We start from the raw sequence: 23,311 nt of genomic DNA on the forward strand, positions 1-23,311 counted from the left end.
TTTGTAAAAGTAAGAAATTTCCTTACCACTTTCAACCACTTCTAACCACTTTACTGCATTTGTTGAAAACTTTTTATTTGAAATGCTCTTTAGTGGCGTTTGAGGATGTTATGGGTTTGGTTTTCTACAATTTAGTTTCTTTGTTAAGCGGGGCTTTCGATTTGTTTTATGCCCCATTTGAAAATTCATTTTGTCATTAATTTCTCAGAGAAGAAGATTGAAGTGTCTTTTTATTATTTTTACTCAATAAAAATAACGCTTAGCAGTTTTCTGCTCTGGAATACTGCAAAATTATAAAAATATAAGTATGAAAAAACTGGCAAAGTATGGGTTTGTAGTGAGTTTTATTTGGGTAGGTTTTATATTGTCTATCAGCTTTATGGAAGCTTGGGTGAAGTTTCGGGCTGAGAGTTTGGATTTGCCCACTGCTCTTGATGTAGGTCGACATGTTTTTGGAGCCTTAAATGGCGTTGAGAGAGTGTTTTCTGTTTTTCTATTGGTAGTTCTTTTTTACGAATATACTGATAAGCTGATAGTGGTGAGTGGAGTCTTGATTTTCACCTTTATTGTTGCGCAGTCCGGCTATTTGCTGCCAGAGTTGAATGAGCATGCGCAATTGATTATGCAAGGTATGAAGCCTGAGAAAAGTTCTGTTCATATGACATATATTGTGATGGAAGTTTTGAAAGTTGTTGCGCTGTTCGTTTTAGGTTTTAGGCAAGTTAAATTGTTTAGAGAGAATTAATATTTAAGGCTTGTTTGTTGAGTCTCGGTTAAATAGAAATTATGGGGAATATTTGTTCATTATGCCATTCTGGAGAGACATCTCTCTATTATGAGGGAGAGTCTCGGGAGTATTTCCTTTGCTCTGCTTGTCATGTCGTTTTTGTTCCTGAAACGTTTTTTCATTCTGATTTGATTGAAAAAGAGATGTATGATAAGCATCAAAATTCGATTGACGATGTGGTTTATCAAAAATATCTGAAGCGATTGATGGACCCGGTTATGGATCGCATTGGCTCTGGAGCCAAAGGTTTGGATTTTGGCTGTGGTCCGGGACCGGCTTTGTCTCTGCTGTTTGAAAAGTGTGGATTTGAAATGGATATCTATGATGTGTTTTATGCCCCCAATTCTGAGGTTTTTCAAAATAAATACGATTTTATTACAGCTTCGGAGGTTGTTGAGCATTTTCACGATCCCAAAATGGAACTTGATCGTTTATTCAACTTGTTGAATGTTGGAGGTGTGCTTGCAATTAAAACTCAGATGTTACCCAGTGTTGATGATTTTCCACAATGGTATTACAAGCGCGATACGACACATGTGTGTTTGTTTTCTCAAAAGAGCTTTGAATTTCTTGCTGTCCGTTGGGGAGCAAAATTAGAGTTTGTTGACACTGATATTATCATTTTTACGAAATTGCTTCGCTAAAATAAAACGATTTAATTTTGAGGGCTTGTTGGTTTTTATCAGCAAGCCTTTTTTATTTTCGATTTTCCAGGCTTGTTTCAGCTGTGGGAAAGGTGTTTTCTTGTTTTTATTTAGACCTATAATGGATTTCTAATTGCGTGTAAATATCATTGATATTTAACTCGAATAGACCTTATCTTTAGAATCGTGTAAATGTTAAGTCCGATTTTGAACCTAAATATCTAAATATGAAATCTTTGTTTTTGTTGGTGTTGAGTTTTTTGTTCGCTTTCCAGTCTCATGCTCAGGAGGGAACGCAGTGGCGTGGTCCGAATAGAGATGGGAAATATCCAGCGAAAAACCTGTTGAAAAAATGGCCTGAATCCGGCCCGAAATTGTTGTGGCATTATGATGATTTAGGTGATGGACATGCCTCAGCTGCCGTGACTGATACACGAATTTATACAGCAGGGGTTGATGGGGAACAAGGTTTTGTAATAGCTTTTGATTATTCGGGTAAGCAATTGTGGAAAACAAATTATGCAAAAGAATGGCTTGAAAATTATGATGGCGTCAGAGGAACACCATTGCTTGATGATGGGATGCTCTATATTATGAGTGGACATGGTGAGTTGGTGGCTATTTCTGCAGAGAATGGTGAGAAAGTCTGGTCTAAAAATATGTTGACTGAATATGGAGGGAGGAATCTTCGTTTCGGAATGACAGAGAATCTCTTGATAGAAGGGGATAAGATTTTTTGTACGCCTGGGGGAGAAGAGATTAATATCATTGCATTAAATAAAAAGACAGGTGATTTGATCTGGAAAACAAAAGCAAATGGTGAAAAATCGGCATATTGCTCTCCTTTGTTGGTGAAATTGGCAAATCGCTCATTGATGGTGACACATACTGCTAACTCAATTGTTGGAGTTGATACTCAGAATGGCGAAATGATGTGGCGTTTTGAGCATAAGAATCAATATAATATTCATCCCAATACGCCTTTGTATAAGGATGGTCTTTTATTCTGTTTTAGCGGCTATGGTAAGGGGGGCGTAATGCTTCAGTTATCTGAAGATGGTTCTAGCGTGAAAGAGCTATGGCGAAATGCCTCTGTCGACAACCAAATGGGCGGTGCTGTTTTGGTTGATGGGAAAATCTATGTGTCGGGCCACAATAATCGGATGTGGTTTTGTTTGGATTGGAAAACAGGTCAAGAAATCTACTCTTCAAAGGCTTTGGCTAAAGGGAACGTGATTTTTGCTGATGGGATGTTGTATTGTTATGGCGATAATGGAGAGATTGGATTGGTTGATGTCAAAGCGGGAGCTTTTAATAAAGTGAGTTCATTTCGTGTACCATATGGAAGCAAACAGCATTGGGCGCACCTGGTGATTCATAAAAACAGAATGTATGTCCGTCATGGAAACGCATTTATGGTGTATGAAATTTAAGAGATTATAGGGGGCAAAATATCTCTTAATAAGACTCGTTCTTAATACTGTTTTTCTTTAGATTTATTAAGAATTAAATCGTGTTAATCAAATGTTAACGAGCTTGTTATTTGTTTAGTTTTCCTGCGAAATGAATAGGTTTGAAAGACCTGTTTTTTTGAAATTTAACAGTTCATTCTGATAATTAAGAAAATAAAAAATATAAAAATGAAACGACTGCTTTTTTTAGGCTTTGCCGCTATTACAATTTTTACTCAATGCAACTCTCCCAAACAAAAAAGTGAATGGCGAGGCCCGAATCGAACCGGTGTTTATAATGAAACAGGCTTGTTAAAAGAATGGCCGAAAGAAGGGCCTCAAATGCTTTGGTCTTTAACAGATATTCCTAAGGGATATTCTTCGGTTGCTGTGGTTGGCGATCTTGTTTATTTGACTGGCATTAAAGATTCCATGGATGTTTTATTGGCTGTTGATATGAAGGGACAAATAAAGTGGGAAGTTCCTTATGGTCGTTGTTGGGATAGTACTTTCCCCGATAGTCGATGTACGCCCACTATTGAAAATGATCGAATTTATCTTTCAAGTGGGAAAGGTGATTTGGCTTGTTTGAATGCGTTGACTGGAGAAATCTTTTGGCAGGTAAAAGCCAGTGAGAAATTTGAAGGAACTTATGGTGAATGGGGAATCTCTGAATCTCTTCTTTTATATAAGGATTTGGTTTTTTATACCCCTTGCGGCGAAAAAACGACGATGATTGCTCTGGATAAAAATACGGGCGAAACGGTTTGGGAATCTAAAAGTTTGAAAGATAAACCCGCCTATGTTTCTCCTTTGATGGTTGAGCGAAATGGTAAGAATTTGATTGTAACCGTAACAGAGAATCATATCATAGGAGTGAATCCTGAAAATGGAGAAATGGTTTGGACTTTCGACTATGCAGCATATGCGGGTGGAGAATGGAAAGCAAATATTCAAACCAACACACCACTTTATTATAATGGAAAAATATTCGTAACGAATGGTTATGATCACAAGTCTGTTATGCTGAATTTGAGTGAAGACGCATCTTCGGTGAAACTAGCTTATGTCGATTCATTAATGGATGTACATCATGGTGGTGCAGTTCGTTTAGGCGATTACGTATACGGTTCTAACTGGATACACAACCGAATGGGTAAATGGGTTTGCCTTGAATGGGAAACTGGTAAGCCAATGTATGAGACCGAATGGGAAAATAAGGGTTCCATTATTTCTGCTGAAGGCATGTTGTATTGCTACGATGAGAAAGGTGGTAATATCGCTCTATCAAAAGCAAGTCCTGATGGTTTTAAAGTGATCAGTTCCTTTAAAGTGCCTCTAGGCAAAGGGCCTAATTGGTCACACTTGGTGATAAAGGATGGTGTTTTGTATGTCCGTCATGAGGATGCCTTAATGGCCTATAATATTAAAGCGTAGTCTGAGAAGCAATGAGCAAAAAATCCCTAAATATTTTTTTTCTGTCTTTGATTGTTGGTATCGCGATCGCCATATTTATTATTTGGTTACGTTATGATCCGGTTCAGGACTTCAAAGCGAGCGTTCCGGGTTTAGATAATCGACCCAAGGCAGGAAGTGAAGCTGTGGACGAGGTGAAAATTGGAGAGAAATTCAAATTATATACAGAATACACTTCAAATTTAAAGGGGAAATGGACTCAGTTTAGAGGCGCTGAATCGGATAATATATCAAACGAGAAAATCAAACTGGTCGATAAAATTGGTCCTGAACCTAAGATATTGTGGGAGCAAGATTTGGGGGAAGGGCATGCTGCGCCTGTTGTTTATAATGGGAAGGTATATTTGCTCGATTACGATGAGGTGAAAAAAGCTGATGCTCTACGTTGTTTTTCTTTAGAAAGTGGAGAAGAGATTTGGAAGCGTTCCTATAAGGTTCACGTGAAAAGAAATCATGGCATGTCGAGGACCATTCCGGCAATAAATGATAAGTATATTGTGAGTATGGGGCCGCGTTGCCATGTGATGTGTGTGAACCCTGATTCAGGTGATTTCTTGTGGGGACTCGATTTAGTGAAGGATTATCAATCTGAAGTCCCCTTTTGGTACACAGGACAATGTCCAATTATCGATAATAATGTTGCCATAATTGCTCCTGGCGGTAAAGCTTTATTAATAGGTGTTGATTGCGCTACAGGTAATGTTTTATGGGAAACGCCTAATCCTGACGGATGGAAGATGTCACATTCTTCGGTGATGCCAATGGTTTTAGATGGTAAGAAAATGTGGGTTTATGCTGCAGTCGGCGGAATTTGTGGCGTTTCAGCCGAAGGCGACGATTTAGGACAAATTCTCTGGAAAACCAAAGACTTTTCTCCCTCAGTAGTTGCGCCTTCGCCATTGATTTATGATGATGGCAAATTGTTTATGACAGCTGGTTACGGTGCGGGTGCTGCTCTTTTTCAAGTGAAAAAAACGGGTGAAACCTATCAGGTAGAAACCCTTCAGAAATACAAACCTAAGGATGGAATGGCATCCGAACAGCAGACGCCACTTTTATACAATGGTCGGATGTTTACCATACTGCCTAAAGATGCGGGTGCTATGCGAAATCAGTTTGTCTGTTGTGATCCGAATGATTGTACTAAAATATTATGGACCAGTGGAAAGACCGATCGTTTTGGATTAGGTCCCTATTTGGTAGCAGATGGTAAGTTTTTTATTCTGAAAGATGATGGTGAACTAACGATTGCCAGAGCTTCAACAGAGAGATTTGAGATATTGGATAAAGTGAAGCTTCTTGACGGGCACGATGCCTGGGGGCCTATGGTTATAACCGATGGCCGGTTGTTGATGCGAGATTCAAAACACATGCTTTGTATTGATTTGCGTGCAAATTAAGATTGGACTTTGAAAAGACGAGACTATGAAGAATAAGCTAACATTAATTTTTTCTATTGTGCTCCTCCTACTTCTGGTGGCATTAATTGCTGGTGATCTATTTCTTGATAAACCCAATAGTCAAAAGAATATTTATGAGTATGATCTTAAGGCATTGAGGCAGGTTGATTCATCATTGATTGCTTATAAGGAAGTTTTCTCTTTTAAAATTAATTCAGAGGCTGTTTTCGGAATTGCTTTAGATACTAAAGATCGAATCTATGTGAGTGGTACCGATATGCTTTGGATTTTTGATTCGCAAGGGGAATTGCAATCGAGAATGAAAGTTAGAGGGGATGCTCATGCGGTTTGTATTTCCGAGTCGGGGAATATTCTTCTGGGTGTCGGGAACAGAGTTGATGTTCGCAAACCCGATGGCAGTTTGAATAATAGTTTTCAGATAAAAGGAGCGAAAGCATATATCAGTAGTTTGGTTGAAAAAGGTGGTCGGGTTTATATTGCCGATGCCGGACAGAAAATCGTTCATCAATATACTATCGACGGAAAAAAAATCAATATTATCGGGGCTAAAAATCTTGAAAAAGGGATTCGGGGCTTTGTGATTCCAAGTCCTTATTTTGATCTCATTTTGGGGCGTCAAGGTGAGCTTTGGGTTGTCAACCCTGGGCGACATGCATTGGAGGCCTATAATAAAGAAGGTGATTTGATATCAACCTGGGAGCGAACGTCTATGCAGCTTGATGGTTTTGGTGGTTGTTGCAATCCCAGTCATGTAGCCATGCTGTCGGATGGTTCGTTTGTGACCAGCGAAAAAGGATTAGAGAGAGTGAAAATTCATTTGCCATCCGGCGATTTTAAATCGGTAGTGGCAGCTCCGAGTCAATTCGATGAGGGCACTAAAGGTTTGGATTTGGCAGTTGATTCCAAGGATAGAATTCTTGTTTTGGATCCTTCCCGTAAGATGGTTCGAATTTTTGAACTTAAAGAATAAAACTGTAGTCAGAGATACATTAGATCGGAACCAGTTAAGTTATAATACAATGAATAGAAGACGTTTTTTACATCAAATTGGTAGAGGTACGATTTTAAGCGTATTAGCAATTTTTTCAGGAACGATGATTTATCGAAATCTAAACTCCGATGGAGAAAGCTGTGAATTCGATTTTGTATGTCGTAATTGTAAAAAAGTTAAGAGCTGTCGTTTACCTGATGGGATTGACTATAAGAATAAGAATTCGATACAATAACTTGTAGAAGAATGGATGATAAAGGAAAAAATAGAAGAGAGTTTATAAACACCTGTTTTCGTTTTGCGGCTGGTGCCACTTTAGTCGGCGTGACTGGTGTTTTAGCCCATAAAACAGTATCCGGGAATACGCTTTGGCAAATTGATACCACAAAGTGTACACAATGTGGACGTTGTGCAACTTCTTGTGTGATGAGCCCATCAGCAGTGAAATGTATTCATGTATACGATATGTGCGGCTACTGTGATTTGTGTGGCGGCTATTTGCGTCCGAATGTGAAGAATATTACTACGGGAGCTGAAAACCAACTTTGCCCAACCGGAGCGATTAAAAGAAAGTATGTTGAAGATCCATTTTTTGAATACGAAATAATTGAAGACTTGTGTATTGGTTGTGGTAAATGTGTAAAAGGCTGTGGTGCCTTCGGAAACGGATCGCTTCAATTGCAGGTGAGTCACGATTTGTGCGTGAATTGCAACCAATGCGCTATTGCACGCGATTGTCCTTCGGGAGCTTTTTCGCGCGTGCCAGCTGATGAGCCGTATAAGTTTTCAGGCTTCAAAAAAGAAAAGAAAGCTTAACCTAACTCAATACCTAAAATAGATTTCTAAATGTCAGAAATTTTAAAATACATATTTCGAACCTGGAATATTAAGAAGCTTGTCATGGTGCTGTCAATGTTTATTTTATTCATGACTTCAGGTTTTCCCCTTTTTGCACAACAGCAGCGATTCCCAAAACCAGAGTTTGAATCCGGTTATACGCAGCCTGTGACTTCAATGCCTGAAGCGCGCTCTGAATTTTTTGCAATTTTCGATGTTTTTGTACTCATATTTGCACTTTCGCTTATTTCCTGGTTGATATTAAAAAGAAGATCCAGAAAAGGTGTTTTGGCTGTATCCGTATTCTCAATTCTTTATTTCGGTTTTTTTCGTGAAGGCTGTATCTGTGCGGTGGGTTCTTTGCAGAATGTGACATTGGCACTCTTCCAACCGGAGTACAGTATTCCATTATCGGCCTTGGCATTTTTTGTCATCCCTTTGGTTTACACCTTATTTTTGGGTCGAACCTTTTGTGCCGGAGTTTGTCCTTTGGGAGCCATACAGGATGTTCTGTTATTGCGTCCGGTGACAATGAAAACCTGGTTGCAAAAAGTTTTGGGTTTAATTCCTTATATCTATTTAGGCCTGTCTGTTTTGTATGCTGCAACAGCTACCGATTTTATCATTTGCAGATACGATCCTTTTGTGGGAATTTACCGATTTGATGCCACCTTTTTCATGTTCTCTATCGGAGCTGTTTTTCTTCTTTTGAGTGCTTTTGTTGCTCGTCCTTATTGTCGATTCTTTTGCCCTTATGGTGTTCTTTTGAATTGGATGAGTCGTTTCTCTAAACATCATTTGACGATTACGCCTAATAAATGCATCCAATGTCGCCTGTGTGAAGATTCTTGTCCTTTGGGCGCTATTAATAAGCCCGTTCCGGTAAAGGTGATGGAAGACAGACCATCTGCAACTAAAAGATTCATAAGGTTGAGTTTGATCATACCCTTGCTTATGCTTTTGGGTGGTTGGACGCTTTCAAACTTTCATGAGAATTTGGCTAAGGTGAATTCTAAGGTTCGTTTGGCAAATGAATTGATGTCATTCAATCCTGATGTGATGTTGCCTTCTGTTGAAATTGAAGCTTTTAAATCAGCGGGGACTCCGGTTGAAGAATTGTATTCTCAGGCGGCAATTATTATTGAGCAGTTTTATGTAGGAGCCTGGATTTTGGGTGCCTTTTTAGGTCTGGTTTTCGGGCTGACTTTATCAAGTTTATCGGTATTTAAATATCGTGAAGACTATACGCCAGATAAAGGGGAATGTGTGAGTTGTGCCCGTTGTTTAAAATATTGTCCGGTTGAGAAGTGATCTCAAATTTATACTTGAATTGACTTAGGAATTAGATAAAAATATGAATACTAAATTTTCAAATAAAACAATCAATCTTCCTCTTTGGCGAGGAGTCGCTATTGTATCCGGCATTTTTGCCATATTGATTTGTACCATGGTTATTGTCAACTATATTCAAATTAATAAGGTTGATCCGGTTAATACCGAAGTGATTAATTCTTTGGTGGAACGATTGAATGACAACCCTGGCGATAATCAATTGCGAGAGCAAATCAGAGAGATGGATTTATTGGTTCGTAAAGCTTTTTTCACCAACCAGTGGGAGGTGCGAACGGGAGCTTACCTGTTATTGCTTTCTCTTATTGTGATGATTATTGCCATGCAGATTATGAGAATGGGCAAAAAAACATTGCCTTCAGTTGATGAAGCGTATAGCCAAAATATAATCAGCTATCAGCAAAATGCCAGAAAATGGGTTGGTCTTGGAGGTTCAGCCTTAGTACTTGTGACTTTGATATTGGCTTTTATCACGCATAAAGATTTGGGAACACGATTTACCGATGCGGCGAAAATCGCAAAGGCAAAAACTGAACGTGCCAATGAAGTGACGCCGGATGACGCAGTGGCTGATAAATCCAAAGAAGTTGAGAAAGAGCTTGCTGGATCAGAAGTAAAATCTGAAAACAAAGAGATTAAAAAGACTGTTGAGACACCTGTTGAAGAGACAGCACAAGCAAAGCCTGTTGAAAAAGTAGAAGAAGCTAAAAAAACGCCTGATGCTAAAAAATATACAGGCCAATATCCGAGTAAAGAGATGATGGCAAACTTCCCTTCCTTCAGGGGACCAGGAGGAAATGGAATTGCTTATCACAAAAATATACCGACAGAGTGGGATGGAGCTAGCGGAAAGAATATCAAGTGGAAAGTGACGATAGCTTTACATGCATATAATTCACCCGTCATTTGGGGAGATAAGCTTTTTTTATCAGGAGCTGATGCGAACCAAAGAGAAGTGTATTGCTACAATACACAATCTGGGAAATTAGTCTGGACAGCCAAAATTGGCCAGATTCCAGGTTCACCTGATCAGGTACCTGATGTAACCCCTGATACCGGATATGCAGCATCAAGTTTAAGCACCGATGGGGAATCCGTTTTTGCTATTTTTTCTAATGGTGATCTGATTGCTCTTGATATGAATGGGAAACCCGTTTGGTCTAAGAATTTAGGATTACCTGATAATCATTATGGACATTCATCTTCTTTAGTTGTTTTTGAGGATAAGTTGATTGTTCAGTATGATCATAAAAAAGGAGGAAAAGTGATGGCTTTTTCGACTAAAACAGGTGATGAATTGTGGAGCACAGCCAGAAAAGTGAAAGTATCGTGGGCATCTCCGGTTGTCGTTAAAAATGGCGACCGAGCGGAGGTTTTGTTAGCTGCTGATCCTTGTGTGGCTTCCTATGATGCGTTGACTGGTGAAGAGTTGTGGAAGCTGGATTGTATAACTGGTGAAGTGGGCCCATCTGTGGCTTATGCCAATGGAATCGTCTTTGCTCTTAATGAATATGCCAGTTTGGTAGCTATCAAAACAGGTGATCAGCCGGAAATTCTTTGGGAGGCTTACGATTATTTATCGGATGTTCCAAGTCCTGTTGCCACGGACAAATATCTATTTGTAGTGACATCCTATGGTCTTGTGGCTTGTTACGATGCTTTATCAGGAGAACTTTATTGGGAGCATGAGTTTGATAATGGTTTTTATGCCTCGCCAATCTTGGTTGATGGTAAAATATATTTAATAGATAGAGTAGGAAGCATGCATATTTTTAAGGCTGATAAGGAATTTGTTTCCATTGCGACATCAAATATAGGTGAAAAGACAGATTCAACACCTGCCTTTGCAGATGGTCATATTTTTATCCGAGCAGGAAAGAACCTTTATTGTATTGGAAAGTAAAGATTCTGATGATTTGAAAAAGAAACCATGAATAAGATAACCGACATAGTAGATAGAATTGTTGAAGAGAAAGGGAAGTCACCTGAAAAAGTGATTTCCATTTTGCAGGCCATTCAAGCTGAGCTCAACTATTTGCCAGAAGAGGCTTTAAAACGTGTTTGCGAAATCACAGAGATTACTCAAGCTCAGATTTCCGGGATCTCAACCTTTTATTCTCAATTCCGTCATCAACCGGTAGGTGAACATATCGTTCGTGTTTGTGTGGGGACAGCTTGTCATGTTAAGGGTGCAGGTCAGGTTTACGATGCTTTTCGAAGAGAATTGAGTTTGCCTGATGGGAAAGATACAGATACGGATAAAAAATTCACGCTTGAAGAAGTCGCCTGTTTGGGCTGTTGTACGCTGGCTCCTGTGGTGCAGATAGACGATGTGACCTATGGGCATGTCGAAACCGGAACCGTTAAGGATGTGCTTGAAGATTTTCTTTCGAAGGAGGGAATTCAAGAAGAAGAGAAAATAAGAACGCTCTCAGAAAAAGGTTTGCCTCAAGGTGAAATCCGAATCGGATTGGGGTCTTGTTGTATTGCAAGTGGCAGTTCTGGAGTGAAAGAAGCTTTGGAGGAAAGCTTGGATAGCAGTGGTATCAATGTCGATGTGAAACAAGTCGGTTGTGTTGGTGTTTGCAATCAGGTACCGATGATGGAAATTCACAAACCTGGAGAGGAAGCTGTCTTTTATACAAAATTAAAATCTGAAGATGTTGGGGATATTATTCAAAAGCATTTTCAGTCCAAAGGATTTTTGAATCGATTCAAAAGTCGATTTTACAATTATGCTGAGAATTTAACTTTCAGCGACATGCCTCAAACTTCTGGCAGGTATCGAGCTAATGAAGAAAAAACGCCTATTGCTGAGTTTCTAAAAGGGCAAGTGAATATTGCAACAGAATTTAGAGGCCTGATCAAGCCATCTGATTTTGATGAATATAAAAGTAAGGAAGGCTTTTCGGCTCTGAAAAAATGTTTGAAAGAACTGTCCCCCGATCAAATTATTGATGAGATTGAAAAAAGCGGCTTAAAAGGACGGGGAGGAGCTGGTTTTCCGTCTGCTATAAAATGGCGCTTGGTACAGAAAGCTCAAGCCGATAAGAAATTCATCATTTGCAATGGCGATGAGGGAGACCCAGGTGCCTTTATGGATAGAATGCTCTTGGAATCTTACCCATTTAGAGTGATTGAAGGGATTATTATTGGTGCTTATGCTGTAGGTGCTACGGAAGGACGTTTATATATTAGAGCAGAGTATCCTTTGGCGGTAGAGCGGATTCGGGAAGGCATAAAAATCTGTAGAGAACAGGGTATACTTGGTGAAAACATATTAGGTTCTGATTTTTCTTTTGATATGGAAATTTTCGAAGGAGCAGGTGCTTTTGTATGTGGCGAAGAAACAGCCTTGATTGCTTCTATTGAAGGCAAGCGAGGTATTCCACAATTGCGTCCGCCCTATCCGGCTGAAAAAGGACTTTGGAATCAACCCACACTTATAAATAATACGGAGACCTTTTCTCTTGTTCCCTGGATACTAAGAAACGGATCGAATAAGTTCAGTGAGATTGGAACGGATAAAAGTAAAGGAACAAAAGTTTTTGCCTTGGCCGGTAAGATCAATCGAGGAGGACTGATAGAGGTTCCTATGGGGATATCGATTCGTCAGATTGTTGAAGAAATTGGGGGTGGTATAGCCGGTGGAAAGAAATTTAAAGCCGTGCAAATTGGAGGTCCTTCAGGGGGATGTATTCCTGCTTCAATGGCGGATACAACAATTGATTTCGACTCTTTGAAAGAAATTGGTGCCATGATGGGATCAGGAGGATTAATTGTTCTTGATGAATCGGATTGCATGGTGGATATTGCTCATTACTTTTTGTCTTTTACTCAGGATGAATCTTGTGGTCGATGCACTTTTTGTCGAATTGGAACGCGTCGGATGCTTGAAATTTTGGAGAAAATAAAAACAGGTAAGGGCAAACTCGAAGATCTGGATCTGCTTGAAAAATTGGCAATCAATACCAAGAAAGGGAGTATTTGTGGTTTGGGACAAACAGCGCCGAATCCCGTTTTATCGACCTTGAAATATTTTAGACACGAATATGAAGCCCATATTAATGGGATTTGTCCATCAGGAAAGTGTGAACGTTTGATTAAGTATGAAATAAAGGATGAATGCACAGGTTGTACCAAATGTGCACAGCGATGTCCGGTTGATGCTATAAAGGCCAAGCCTTATGAATTGCACGAAGTTGATAATGAACTTTGTATTAAATGTGACATTTGCAGGCAAATTTGTCCGGTTGATGCAGTCGTTGTACGATAAAAAGGAATTCAATTTAAAATCAGTAATCTGATAGATACCGATTATGGTAAGAATAAAAATTGACAATAAAGATATAGAGGTATCTGCAGATACAACGGTTTTAAAGGCTGCTGAATCTTTAGGGATCCACATTCCTTCCATGTGCTATTTAGATGGATGTTCAAATCATCCAACTTGTATGGTTTGCATGGTGAAGGATATTAAATCGGGAAAGATGATGCCATCCTGCGCAACGAAAGTTGTTGAGGGCATGGAGTTGGCTAGTGAGGACGAAGAAGTGTTTGGTGCCAGGAAAGAGGCCGTAGAACTTCTTTTGAGCGATCATGTTGGCGATTGTGAAGCACCATGTCGGGTGGCTTGTCCTGCTTTTATGGATATTCCAAAAATGAACCGTTTTATTGCTGATGGGAAATTCGATGAGGCCATTCTGATTGTGAAAGAAGAAATCGCCTTGCCACATATATTGGGTTATATCTGCTCAGCGCCTTGCGAGAAAGTTTGTCGTAGAAAGGATGTGGATGAAGCTGTTTCAATTTGTGTTTTGAAGCGAACCGTTGCCGAAGAATCAGAAAATACTTACTTACCTGAATTGAACGCAGTAAGTGGAAAAAAAGTTGCAGTGATTGGTTCAGGAGTTGCTGGTTTGGCAGCGAGCTTTCATATTCTAAAAGAAGGCCATGCTTGCAGTCTTTTTGAAAGAGAGTCTGTTTGGGGAGGAAGCTTACAAACTGAAATAGCTGATGGAAAAATGCCTCAGGAGGTCTTGGATTCAGAAATTAGGATTCTTCAGCAATTGGGTCTAGAGATAAATTTAAACACACCATTATCATTAGAGAGCTTTGAGAATATTCGAAAGGAATATGATGCTGTGATTTTAGCAACCGGTTCGATTTCCGATGAAATAAGTAACTTGAATCTCGATTTTAAGGGTGAAAAGGAAGCTTTTAAAACCAATTTACCTGATGTTTTTGCTTGTGGCAGTCTGCTCCGATTACAAAAGATGGCTGTGAAAGCTTTGGCTCAGGGAAAAGAGGCAGCGCATTCTGTTAACCTATACTTGAGGGGGCAAGAGGTTGAAACGCCTAAGAGAAAATTCAATTCTCGTTTTGGAGTCTTAAGTCAAACTGAAGCTTTGGAATATCTGAAAGAATCAGTAGAGGGAGAGAGAAAAGATATCAATAGTAGAGAAGACGCAATTGCTGAAGCAAAAAGATGTTTGCACTGTGATTGTCGAAAGATGGACAATTGTAAATTGAGAGATTGTGCAGAAATCTATCAGGCTGATCGAAGAAAGTTTTTATTGGGGGATCGAGAATCTCTTAAGAAGCATTTTAATCACGAGAGTATCGTTTACGAACCAGAGAAGTGTATTAAATGTGGCTTGTGCATTGAAATTGCTCAAAAGAATAATGAATTAACAGGTGTGACTTTTATTGGTCGAGGTTTCGATGTAGAAATGGCAGTCCCTTTTAATCAGAATATGAATCAGGCTTTAACTAAAACGGCTCAAAAATGTGCTGAAGCTTGCCCAACGGGTGCTTTGGCTTTGAAGTAAGAACCGAAATATGAAACAATTAATATTTGTAATACTTATTTGTCTAAGTTTTGGAGGCTCAGCTCAAAACCAGTCTAACTGGTTGTCTTTTCGAGGCAACTCGGAATTAACAGGCTGTACCAATGCTGAGATTCCCAAGGCTCCAAAATTACTTTGGACTTATAAAACGGGAGATGCCATTAAATCATCCCCCATTATAAGTAATGGAACTGTTTATGTTGGATCAAATGATGGGAAGCTTTATGCTATTACGAGCGAAGGCAAGTTGAAATGGACATTCGATGCTAAAACTTCGGTTGAAGCAGCACCTTTATACTTGGATGGAAATATTTACTTTGGTTCATTAGAAGGCAAGTTCTTTTGTTTGAATGCCAGTTCTGGCGAGGAGAGATGGGAATACACAACTGAAGGACAAATTTCAGGATCGGCTTCATGGTTTTATTCCTCAGAAGAAAAGAAAAAGCGACTCCTTTTTGGTAGCTACGATTACTTCCTGCATTGCGTGGATGCCAAGACAGGTAAAGGGCTTTGGAAATATGAATCGAATAATTATATCAACGGTGCACCAGCTTGCAACGGAAAAATTGCGGTGTTTGGTGGTTGCGATGGTTTTATTCATCAAGTTGATGTGAAAACCGGATTGGTTAAAGATACTTTAAATGCGGGATCCTATATTGCTTCGTCGACAGCTCTGGACGGGCAAAAGGCTTATTTCGGTAATTACGATGGGCTATTTTATTGTGCTGATCTGAAGGCTGGAAAAGTGCTTTGGCAGAAAGAAGGGGGGATGTCCTTTTTGGGTTCGCCATCTGTCAACAAAGATAAGGTGATTATTGGTGCAACGAATAGAGTGGTATATTGCTACAATAAGAAAACAGGTGATCTCATTTGGCAATATAAAACGAAGGGGAAAATTGAGGGTTCACCAGTGATCACAAAAAACTCAGTTTTGATCGCTTCAGGTGATGGCCGAATTTATCAACTGAATTTGAATACTGGTGCCAAAATATGGTCTTATGAAATTGGACGAGCGATTGTATCAACTCCGGCTGTGATAGAAGATATGATTGTTGTAACGGCAATGGATGGCCGAATTTATGCTTTTGGAAAGAAATAATTTAATAATAGGACGGATGTTAAAACTCGATAAAATCACAAAATATTACGAAGCAACCGAATCGACTATCCGAAGAATGGTTCTGGATGAGCTTTCTCTTGAAATTTCTAAGGGAGATCGTGTTGCCATATTGGGACCATCGGGCTCGGGTAAAAGTACACTGCTTAATGTAATGAGTTCTCTTGATCTTCCCAATTCTGGTACAGTTCTATTTGATCATGAAGAAATTTCATCTTATGATTCAAATCAATTGGCTCAGTTTCGAAATCAGAAAATTGGATTTGTGTTTCAAGCTCATCATTTGTTGCCTCAGTTGAGTTTGCTGGAAAACGTTTTGTTACCCTACCTGCCCGAAAAGGATAAAGCCACGAAAAAAGAGGCTGAGACAAGAGCGTTGGAATTATTGGATTTTGTAGGTTTATCAAACCATATTCATCAACGTCCGGGGCAAATGTCAGGCGGAGAATGTCAGCGCGCAGCAGTTGTGAGAGCCTTAATTCATGAGCCTAAGTTGATTTTAGCTGATGAACCAACTGGCTCGCTGGATAAGGAGAGTGCTGATCAACTCGCAAAACTGTTTGTTCGGATTAACGAAGAGCAGGGAGTGACGATGGTTGTTGTGACGCATTCACAGGATTTGGCAGCACATATGAAACGTATTTGCCGTATTGAAAATGGTAAAATTAAGGAATAGCGAATTTTGAAGATGAATTTATATCGATACATATTAAGAAGTCTTTGGTTTTTCAGGAAACAGCACTTGGCTGTTTTGCTGGGCACCCTTATCAGTACAGCAGTTTTAACCGGGGCTCTAATTATTGGCGATTCCGTAAAATATAGTTTGCACCAATTGCTGAATATGCGATTGGGTGAAATTGATTTCGCCATGCCAACGGGTGATCGATTTGTTCGAGCCGACTTGGCAAAAGATATTTCCGAGGATTTGGGGATTAAAGTCGAGTCTGTTTTAAGTGTAAAAGGTTTGGCTATCGAGTCTGAATCACAAACACGGGTTAATGGCGTTCAGGTTTATGGTATCGACAATGCTTTTTCAGAATTATCAGAAGAGGTTTTGCCAGAACTGAATGAGGATGAAGTCGCAATTAGCGAAAATCTGGCAGAAAAGCTGGGTTTGGTTCCAGGGAATGAATTTTTACTGAGGGTTGAAAAGGCAAATTTGGTTCCGGTAAATGCACCTTTTGTTTCTGATGAGGATCAATCATTAGCCCTGCGCCTAAGTGTAAAAGCGATTCTTGATGACAAACAACTCGGACGTTTTAGTTTGAGAAGCAATCAGGTTGCACCCTATAATATTTTCATGTCGAGAGCATTTCTTGCTGAAGAAATGGAATTGCAGGGGAAAGTCAATTTGTTGCTGGCAAGTTCTCATGCTAAAGCAGAAATTACTGAGGCAAACATGAATGAAAGCCTGGCTAAGAAGTGGCAACTTGCCGATGCGGGTTTACATTTGAATGAACTGAACGAACAATCTGTTTTTGAATTGAGTTCCGATCGCATTTTTATTGATGAACCCATCGCCAACGAAATTCAGAAAATGTCTTTGCCCAAAGATGCTTTGCTTACTTATTTTGTAAATGGACTGGAATCGAAAACGGAAAGAACCCCCTATTCATTTGTAACGGCGATAGAGAATGAAGATGTGTTTTCTGATATTCGAACCGATCGAATTCATATCAGTTCGTGGTTGGCTAAAGATCTCAAACTGAAAGTTGGTGACAGTTTGAAGTTGGATTATTTTGTGATTGGTCCCCTGCGTTCTCTGGAGGAAGAGAGTCGGAGTTTTCTTGTTTCGGGCATATTTTCGGAGAATACAAAGAAGTTGGATCAGGCCATGATGCCTTCGTTCCCGGGGCTTTCGAATGCAGGAAGTTGCAACGAATGGGATGCGGGTATTCCTATCGATTTTAGTCAGATTCGCGATAAGGATGAGGCCTATTGGAAAAAATATAAAGGCACACCTAAGGCGATGATAGGCATGTCGAGTGCCTTAAACATGTGGAGTAATAAATATGGCCAATACACCGCTTTTCGCTTTCATAAGGATGAGTTGACTTTGCCTGTTTTGGAGAAACAAATCCTGAAGCGTTTGCATCCCTCAATGCTAAATTTGACCTTTATCTCCGTTCGAAACCAAGGTGAGAATGCGGCTAATAATATGGTCGATTTTGGAGAGCTGTTTTTAAGTCTGAGTTTCTTCATAATTGCTGCCGGTATTCTACTTACTTTATTGATTTACGCTTTAAATCTGGAAAATAGAAATCAGGAAACAGGTATTTTAAAGGGATTGGGGTTTAGTGATAGAAAAATATTAAAGATTCGTTTTTTTGAGTCTTTGCCTACAATAATTTTGGGTGGAATTTTAGGGAGTTTAATGGGAATAGCCTACAATCAAGCGATTATTTGGGGATTGAATTCTGTTTGGCAGGATGTGGTTCGCACCAACATGATTCAGTTAGATGTTCAAACTCAAACCTTAATGACTGGTGCTGTAATCGGAATGCTCATTGCCCTGTTATCTGTTTATTGGGTGAGTCGTAAGCATCTGAAAAAATCGGTAGTTGGGTTGATTCAAAATACAAATTTAAGCTCTAACTTAAAAAAGAAGAAAAGCCTGTCACTTCTGATTGCAGGATTGACTTTTGTGATTTCAATTTTAATTGCAGCTTATGCTTTTGCAAGTTCAGATATTCTTAATGCTGAATTATTGATGTCATCAGGTGGTTTGTTGATGATCGCTTGTTTTGCCACTTTTTACTATTTCCTGATTTTAAAAGATGAGCAAAATAGGATGTCTGTACCATCTTTAGTGGAATTGGCTATTAAGAATGCTGCCAGAAATAAAGGGCGAAGTCTGAGCACAATTATTTTATTGGCTTTAGGCTGTTTCTCGGTGATGATTACCGGAGCCAATCGTAAAACTTTTGTTGATGCCGAAGATTCCCCACAGTCTGGAACGGGAGCTTATAAATATTGGATAGAGACGAGTTTGCCTGTTTTGAATGATATCAATACCGATGAGGGAAAAGAGAAGCTTGGTTTGACAGAAGATTCCTTGATGAATTCAGCTGATTTTGTGCAATTCCGAAGTTTGGCGGGTGACGATGCATCTTGTTTAAATCTGAATCAGGTTCAACGTCCACGAGTACTGGGGTTTAAGCTTGGTCATTTTAATCAGCGATCTGCTTTCTCATTCGCATCATTACATGAAAGAGTAGATAAGAATCACCCTTGGTTAGCCTTAAATCAGGATTTTGGTCCCGATGTCATACCTGCCTATGCTGACCAAACTGTTATTGTTTGGGGACTTAAAAAAGCTGTGGGGGACACGCTTCAGTATAAGGATGAATTTGGAAAAACAATCAAGTTGCTTCTGATAGGTGGATTGAATAATTCCATCTTTCAAGGAAATATTCTGATTTCAGATCAAAACTTTCAAGCACATTACCCATCGGTAAGCGGATCGAAATTGATTCTGGTTGATGGAGTCAATAAACAGGGTATTCAGATGATTGAAGATCAATTACAGGATTATGGACCTCAGGTTCAAAAAGCCAGCCAACGTTTGGCAGCTTTTTATTCTGTAGAGAACACCTATTTGAATATGTTTATGTTGTTGGGTGCTCTTGGCGTGATGATTGGGACTCTTGGTTTGGGAATTGTTTTATTAAGAAACATGCTTGAGCGGAAAAAAGAGTTGGCTCTATTGAAAGCATTGGGATTTGAGCAAAAAGACATCTTTAGGCTGGTGATGATTGAGAACTTGTTTTTATTAGTTGTCGGTTTATCGAGTGGTGCTTTAGCGGCTTGGGTAGGCATGTTGCCTTCCTTGTTTTCCGATGCCTTTAGTATGCCGGTGGCTTTTGTTTTACAGGTAACACTCGCCATTCTGTTTTTTGCTTTGATATCGATTTATATCCCGGCAAAATTGGCTATGAAACAAAATCTGATCGAGAGTTTAAAAAATGAATAAAAATACACCAGATATAGTTCAAAGAATAACCGACCAAAATCAATAAACTAACCCAAAGAAAAATGAAAAATTTAAGCTTGTTAATCTGTTTGGTACTGTTTTTCTCATGTACCCCGAAAAAGAAAGAAGTCAGCCAATGGCGTGGTGAAAATCGAACTGGAATTTACGATGAGCCTGATTTATTAACTGAATGGCCAGAGAATGGGCCTGCTTTGCTATGGGAATTCAATGGCGTTGGAAATGGATATGGTTCGCCAGTGGTTTCGAATGATAAACTTTTTGTGAATGGTGAAATTGACAGTTTAGCCTATTTGATGGCCTTTGATATGGAAGGGAAAATGCTTTGGAAGACTGAGTTTGGAACCGACTGGATGAAGAATTTTATTGGGTCGCGTTCGGCACCAACGGTCGTAGATGGTTTGGTTTATGTGGCATCCAGTATGGGCGATATCGCTTGTATCAATACGGAGACGGGTGAGAAAAAATGGGGCTTGAACATGATTGATAAATTTAAGGGGAAGAATACCCGATTTGGCTATTCACAATCTCTTGAAATTGATGGTGATTTGGTATACTGCGCTCCGGGTGGTGAAGAGGTGAATATTGTTGCCTTAGATCGTTTTACCGGTGAAACCAAGTGGACGAATAAAGCTTTTGGAGAAATTCCTGCTTATTGTTCGCCTACTTTGTTAGAGTTTCCTACCCGAAATGTTTTGGTTACCTTTTCTGACAATGCACTTTTCGGCTTGGAATCTCAGACAGGTGAATTGCTATGGTCTCATATGCAGGATACGCTTTGCGATATTCATGGGAATACGCCTATTTATGAAAATGGCTATTTGTATTATGTTGCAGGATGTGGAAATGGTACTGTGAAACTTCAGATTTCTAAAGATGGAAGTCAGATTACCGAAATATGGAGAAATAAGCAGCTTGATAATATTATGGGGGGAGCTGTAAAAGTGAATAATAGGATTTATGCTTCCGGTCATCGTAGAAAGAAATGGAAAGCCATTGATGCCAATTCTGGTGAGATGGTTGACAGTCTTAAATTTGGACGTGGAGCGACTATTGCCGCAAATGGATTCTTGTATTGTTACAACGAGCAAGGAAAAGTGGCCTTAGTAAAAACGGAACCTAAAATGGAGATTGTGAGTTCTTTTAAAGTGAGAAAAGGGACCAAAGAGCACTTTGCCCAACCGGTAATTAATAAGGGTATCTTGTACATCCGTCATGGGAATGTCTTATTGGCATATGATATTAAATCTCAAGGATAGAGATGAGTTATAAGCTGTGAGATTTCACAGCTTATTTCCAATGATTCAAATCTAAAAATATGACTAAGAAAATATTTATTTGTGGTTGTGAGAAAGATGGTAAGATTGAGAAGGAATCTGTAGAAAGATTGATTCAGAGTCTGGAGGAGAAGAACATCGGCTACACCTATATCGAGGATCTTTGTGGAACGGTACTTAAAAACCCTGACGACTTGGAGAGTTTATTTACAGCTGAAGATGCCCTTGTTTTTGGTTGTCAGTCTCGTGCCATGCAGAATTTAATAGGCAATAGTGGGAAGAAAGTTCAAGAGAATAGAACAGAGTATTATCATATAGACGATAAGGATGGCAATAAGCTTGTTGAATCGGTTAGAACAGATAATCCTAAAGCTCTGAAAATTAAATATGCCGATGAATGGAACCCCTGGTATCCGGTGATTGACTATGAGCGTTGTAATGGTTGTCGAAAATGTCTTAACTTTTGTCTCTTTAGTGTTTATTCTGTGGAAGATGATGGATCGGTTGTGGTCTCAGCATCGGCAAATTGCAAAGATATGTGCCCGGCTTGTGCTCGTGTGTGTCCGCAAAATGCAATTATTTTCCCCAAGCATGCCGATAGTCCAATCGATGGGGGTGAAGGAGAAATGTTATCAGGAGACAATGTTTTGGAACAAATTCAGAACGATGATGTGTATTCGGTTTTAAGTGCTCGACGCAATAATTTTAAAGTTTCTCTTTTGAAAAAGGAGCAACTGAAAATGGCTGAGGAAGAAAGAAAAAACTGCAGTACTACAGAAGAAGTAGAAGAAAAGGCTTGTGATTGCAATTGTAACTGCAAAACGGAGATTGAGCCAGATTGTGCATGTAAGGATGAGGATTCGGATAAAAACTGTTGCTGCTAATAAGAGAACTCGAATATGATTTTAAAATTAGGGAATAGAATAATGCGACAGGTGGACTTCCGATTACTTTGGAAGCTTGGCTATAACTTGGGATGGAAAGGCATGCGCACTGTGGCAAAGCATAAGAAACGATTGAAGAAGGGTGAGTTATTTCCTGCGTTTTTAATGATTTCATTAACCGATAATTGCAATCTGAATTGTCAGGGCTGTTGGGTGAGCATCAACAATAAATCCCAGGGGATGGATGTTGAAACCCTCAATAATGTGATTGAATCGGGAAAGAAAAAGGGATCGTATTTCTTCGGACTTCTGGGAGGAGAACCTCTGATGTATCCCCATCTGTTTGATGTGATAGAGAAGCATTCTGATTGTTACTTTCAGCTGTTTACAAACGGAACCTTATTGTCCGACGAATATGCTCAGCGTATGCGAAAATTAGGAAATGTATCTCCACTGATTAGTGTTGAGGGATTAAAAGATGTTAGCGATGTTCGCCGGGGAGCCAATGATGTTTACGGCCGAACGATGAAAGGCATCGAAGCCTCTGTGAATAATAAGTTGTTTACCGGGGTTGCGACTTCGGTTTGTAAATCGAATTTTAAGGAATTAGTCAGTGAGGATTTTGTAAATGCATGTATCGAAAAAGGAGTTCATTATTTGTGGTACTATATTTACAGACCTGTTGGAGCGCGCCCAACAACAGAACTTGCTTTGTCCGAAGAAGAAATTCTGGAGTTGAGACAGTTTGTGGTTGATATTCGTGTGAAAGCCCCCCTGATGATTATTGATACCTATTGGGATGAAAAAGGGAAAGCATTATGTCCCGGAGCCATTGGTCTGAGCCATCATATTAATCCTTTTGGCGATATTGAATTTTGCCCACCCATTCAGTTTGCCAGAGAAAATATTGGGAATGGAAAAGATTTGGATGGCGTGATTGAAAATTCGACTTTCCTAAGGAATATGCGGACTCGAATCAGTGATAAAACCCAAGGTTGTATTTTACTTGATGATCCTGAGTATTTAAACACAATATTGAAAGACACTGAGGCTTACGATTCGTCTAACAGAAATGCGAGCTTTCAGGAGTTAAGCCAAATGCGCCCATGTGCCGGGCATCATATACCGGGTAAGGAAATTCCGGAAAAAAGTTTTGTTTATCGCTTTGCTAAGAAATATTCTTTTTTTGGATTCGGAGCCTACGGATAAAAACATATCAAACGTGCTCACTGAGTG

Annotated in this window: 18 protein-coding genes; all 18 read left to right on the forward strand. The window is 39.5% G+C overall.

Annotated features, from left to right (window positions below; all coding sequences use genetic code 11):
* Window positions 1–307: 307 nt before the first annotated feature.
* On the forward strand, window positions 308–745 hold the full coding sequence (locus EV201_RS15715; RefSeq protein WP_130308598.1) for a hypothetical protein: 438 nt from the start codon (window positions 308–310) through the stop codon (window positions 743–745).
* A gap of 41 nt (window positions 746–786) precedes the next feature.
* Window positions 787–1,431, forward strand: a complete 645-nt coding sequence (locus EV201_RS15720; RefSeq protein ID WP_130308599.1) for a methyltransferase domain-containing protein — start codon at window positions 787–789, stop codon at window positions 1,429–1,431.
* 227 nt (window positions 1,432–1,658) lie between these two features.
* Entirely contained in the window at window positions 1,659–2,864 is a 1,206-nt protein-coding gene (locus EV201_RS15725; RefSeq protein ID WP_130308600.1) for an outer membrane protein assembly factor BamB family protein, read from the forward strand.
* Window positions 2,865–3,071: 207 nt separating this feature from the next.
* Entirely contained in the window at window positions 3,072–4,319 is a 1,248-nt protein-coding gene (locus EV201_RS15730) for an outer membrane protein assembly factor BamB family protein (RefSeq protein WP_130308601.1), read from the forward strand.
* 11 nt (window positions 4,320–4,330) lie between these two features.
* Window positions 4,331–5,758: an outer membrane protein assembly factor BamB family protein gene (locus tag EV201_RS15735; RefSeq protein WP_130308602.1), complete on the forward strand. Its 1,428-nt coding sequence runs from the start codon at window positions 4,331–4,333 to the stop codon at window positions 5,756–5,758.
* A gap of 25 nt (window positions 5,759–5,783) precedes the next feature.
* Window positions 5,784–6,749 (forward strand): NHL repeat-containing protein, encoded by a 966-nt coding sequence (locus tag EV201_RS15740; protein WP_130308603.1) that lies wholly within the window; start codon window positions 5,784–5,786, stop codon window positions 6,747–6,749.
* A gap of 49 nt (window positions 6,750–6,798) precedes the next feature.
* Window positions 6,799–7,005 (forward strand): hypothetical protein, encoded by a 207-nt coding sequence (locus EV201_RS15745; protein ID WP_130308604.1) that lies wholly within the window; start codon window positions 6,799–6,801, stop codon window positions 7,003–7,005.
* 11 nt (window positions 7,006–7,016) lie between these two features.
* The gene (locus EV201_RS15750) at window positions 7,017–7,586 is read left to right on the forward strand and encodes a 4Fe-4S dicluster domain-containing protein (RefSeq protein ID WP_130308605.1); all 570 of its coding nucleotides are present in this window, start codon (window positions 7,017–7,019) and stop codon (window positions 7,584–7,586) included.
* Window positions 7,587–7,616: 30 nt separating this feature from the next.
* On the forward strand, window positions 7,617–8,918 hold the full coding sequence (locus EV201_RS15755) for a 4Fe-4S binding protein (protein WP_130308606.1): 1,302 nt from the start codon (window positions 7,617–7,619) through the stop codon (window positions 8,916–8,918).
* A gap of 43 nt (window positions 8,919–8,961) precedes the next feature.
* Window positions 8,962–10,860: an outer membrane protein assembly factor BamB family protein gene (locus EV201_RS15760; protein WP_130308607.1), complete on the forward strand. Its 1,899-nt coding sequence runs from the start codon at window positions 8,962–8,964 to the stop codon at window positions 10,858–10,860.
* 27 nt (window positions 10,861–10,887) lie between these two features.
* Window positions 10,888–13,233 carry an NAD(P)H-dependent oxidoreductase subunit E gene (locus EV201_RS15765; RefSeq protein WP_130308608.1) on the forward strand — a complete coding sequence of 782 codons (2,346 nt, stop codon included), beginning with the start codon at window positions 10,888–10,890 and terminating at the stop codon, window positions 13,231–13,233.
* 43 nt (window positions 13,234–13,276) lie between these two features.
* Window positions 13,277–14,788 carry a 2Fe-2S iron-sulfur cluster-binding protein gene (locus tag EV201_RS15770; protein ID WP_130308609.1) on the forward strand — a complete coding sequence of 504 codons (1,512 nt, stop codon included), beginning with the start codon at window positions 13,277–13,279 and terminating at the stop codon, window positions 14,786–14,788.
* A 10-nt stretch (window positions 14,789–14,798) separates the two neighbouring features.
* Window positions 14,799–15,905 carry a beta-alanine-activating enzyme beta-propeller domain-containing protein gene (locus tag EV201_RS15775; protein WP_130308610.1) on the forward strand — a complete coding sequence of 369 codons (1,107 nt, stop codon included), beginning with the start codon at window positions 14,799–14,801 and terminating at the stop codon, window positions 15,903–15,905.
* Between the two features lie 16 nt (window positions 15,906–15,921).
* Window positions 15,922–16,599, forward strand: coding sequence for an ABC transporter ATP-binding protein (locus EV201_RS15780; RefSeq protein ID WP_165389684.1), 678 nt, complete (start codon window positions 15,922–15,924; stop codon window positions 16,597–16,599).
* A 12-nt stretch (window positions 16,600–16,611) separates the two neighbouring features.
* Window positions 16,612–19,896 (forward strand): ABC transporter permease, encoded by a 3,285-nt coding sequence (locus tag EV201_RS15785; protein WP_130308612.1) that lies wholly within the window; start codon window positions 16,612–16,614, stop codon window positions 19,894–19,896.
* 62 nt (window positions 19,897–19,958) lie between these two features.
* Window positions 19,959–21,173, forward strand: a complete 1,215-nt coding sequence (locus tag EV201_RS15790; RefSeq protein WP_130308613.1) for an outer membrane protein assembly factor BamB family protein — start codon at window positions 19,959–19,961, stop codon at window positions 21,171–21,173.
* A 59-nt stretch (window positions 21,174–21,232) separates the two neighbouring features.
* On the forward strand, window positions 21,233–22,075 hold the full coding sequence (locus EV201_RS15795) for an ATP-binding protein (RefSeq protein WP_130308614.1): 843 nt from the start codon (window positions 21,233–21,235) through the stop codon (window positions 22,073–22,075).
* Between the two features lie 15 nt (window positions 22,076–22,090).
* A complete protein-coding gene (locus EV201_RS15800) occupies window positions 22,091–23,284 on the forward strand; it encodes a radical SAM protein (RefSeq protein WP_130308615.1) in 1,194 nt (397 codons plus the stop codon).
* The last annotated feature ends 27 nt before the right edge of the window (window positions 23,285–23,311 follow it).

The organism is Ancylomarina subtilis (assembly GCF_004217115.1).
GTDB classification, from domain to species: Bacteria; Bacteroidota; Bacteroidia; order Bacteroidales; family Marinifilaceae; genus Ancylomarina; species Ancylomarina subtilis.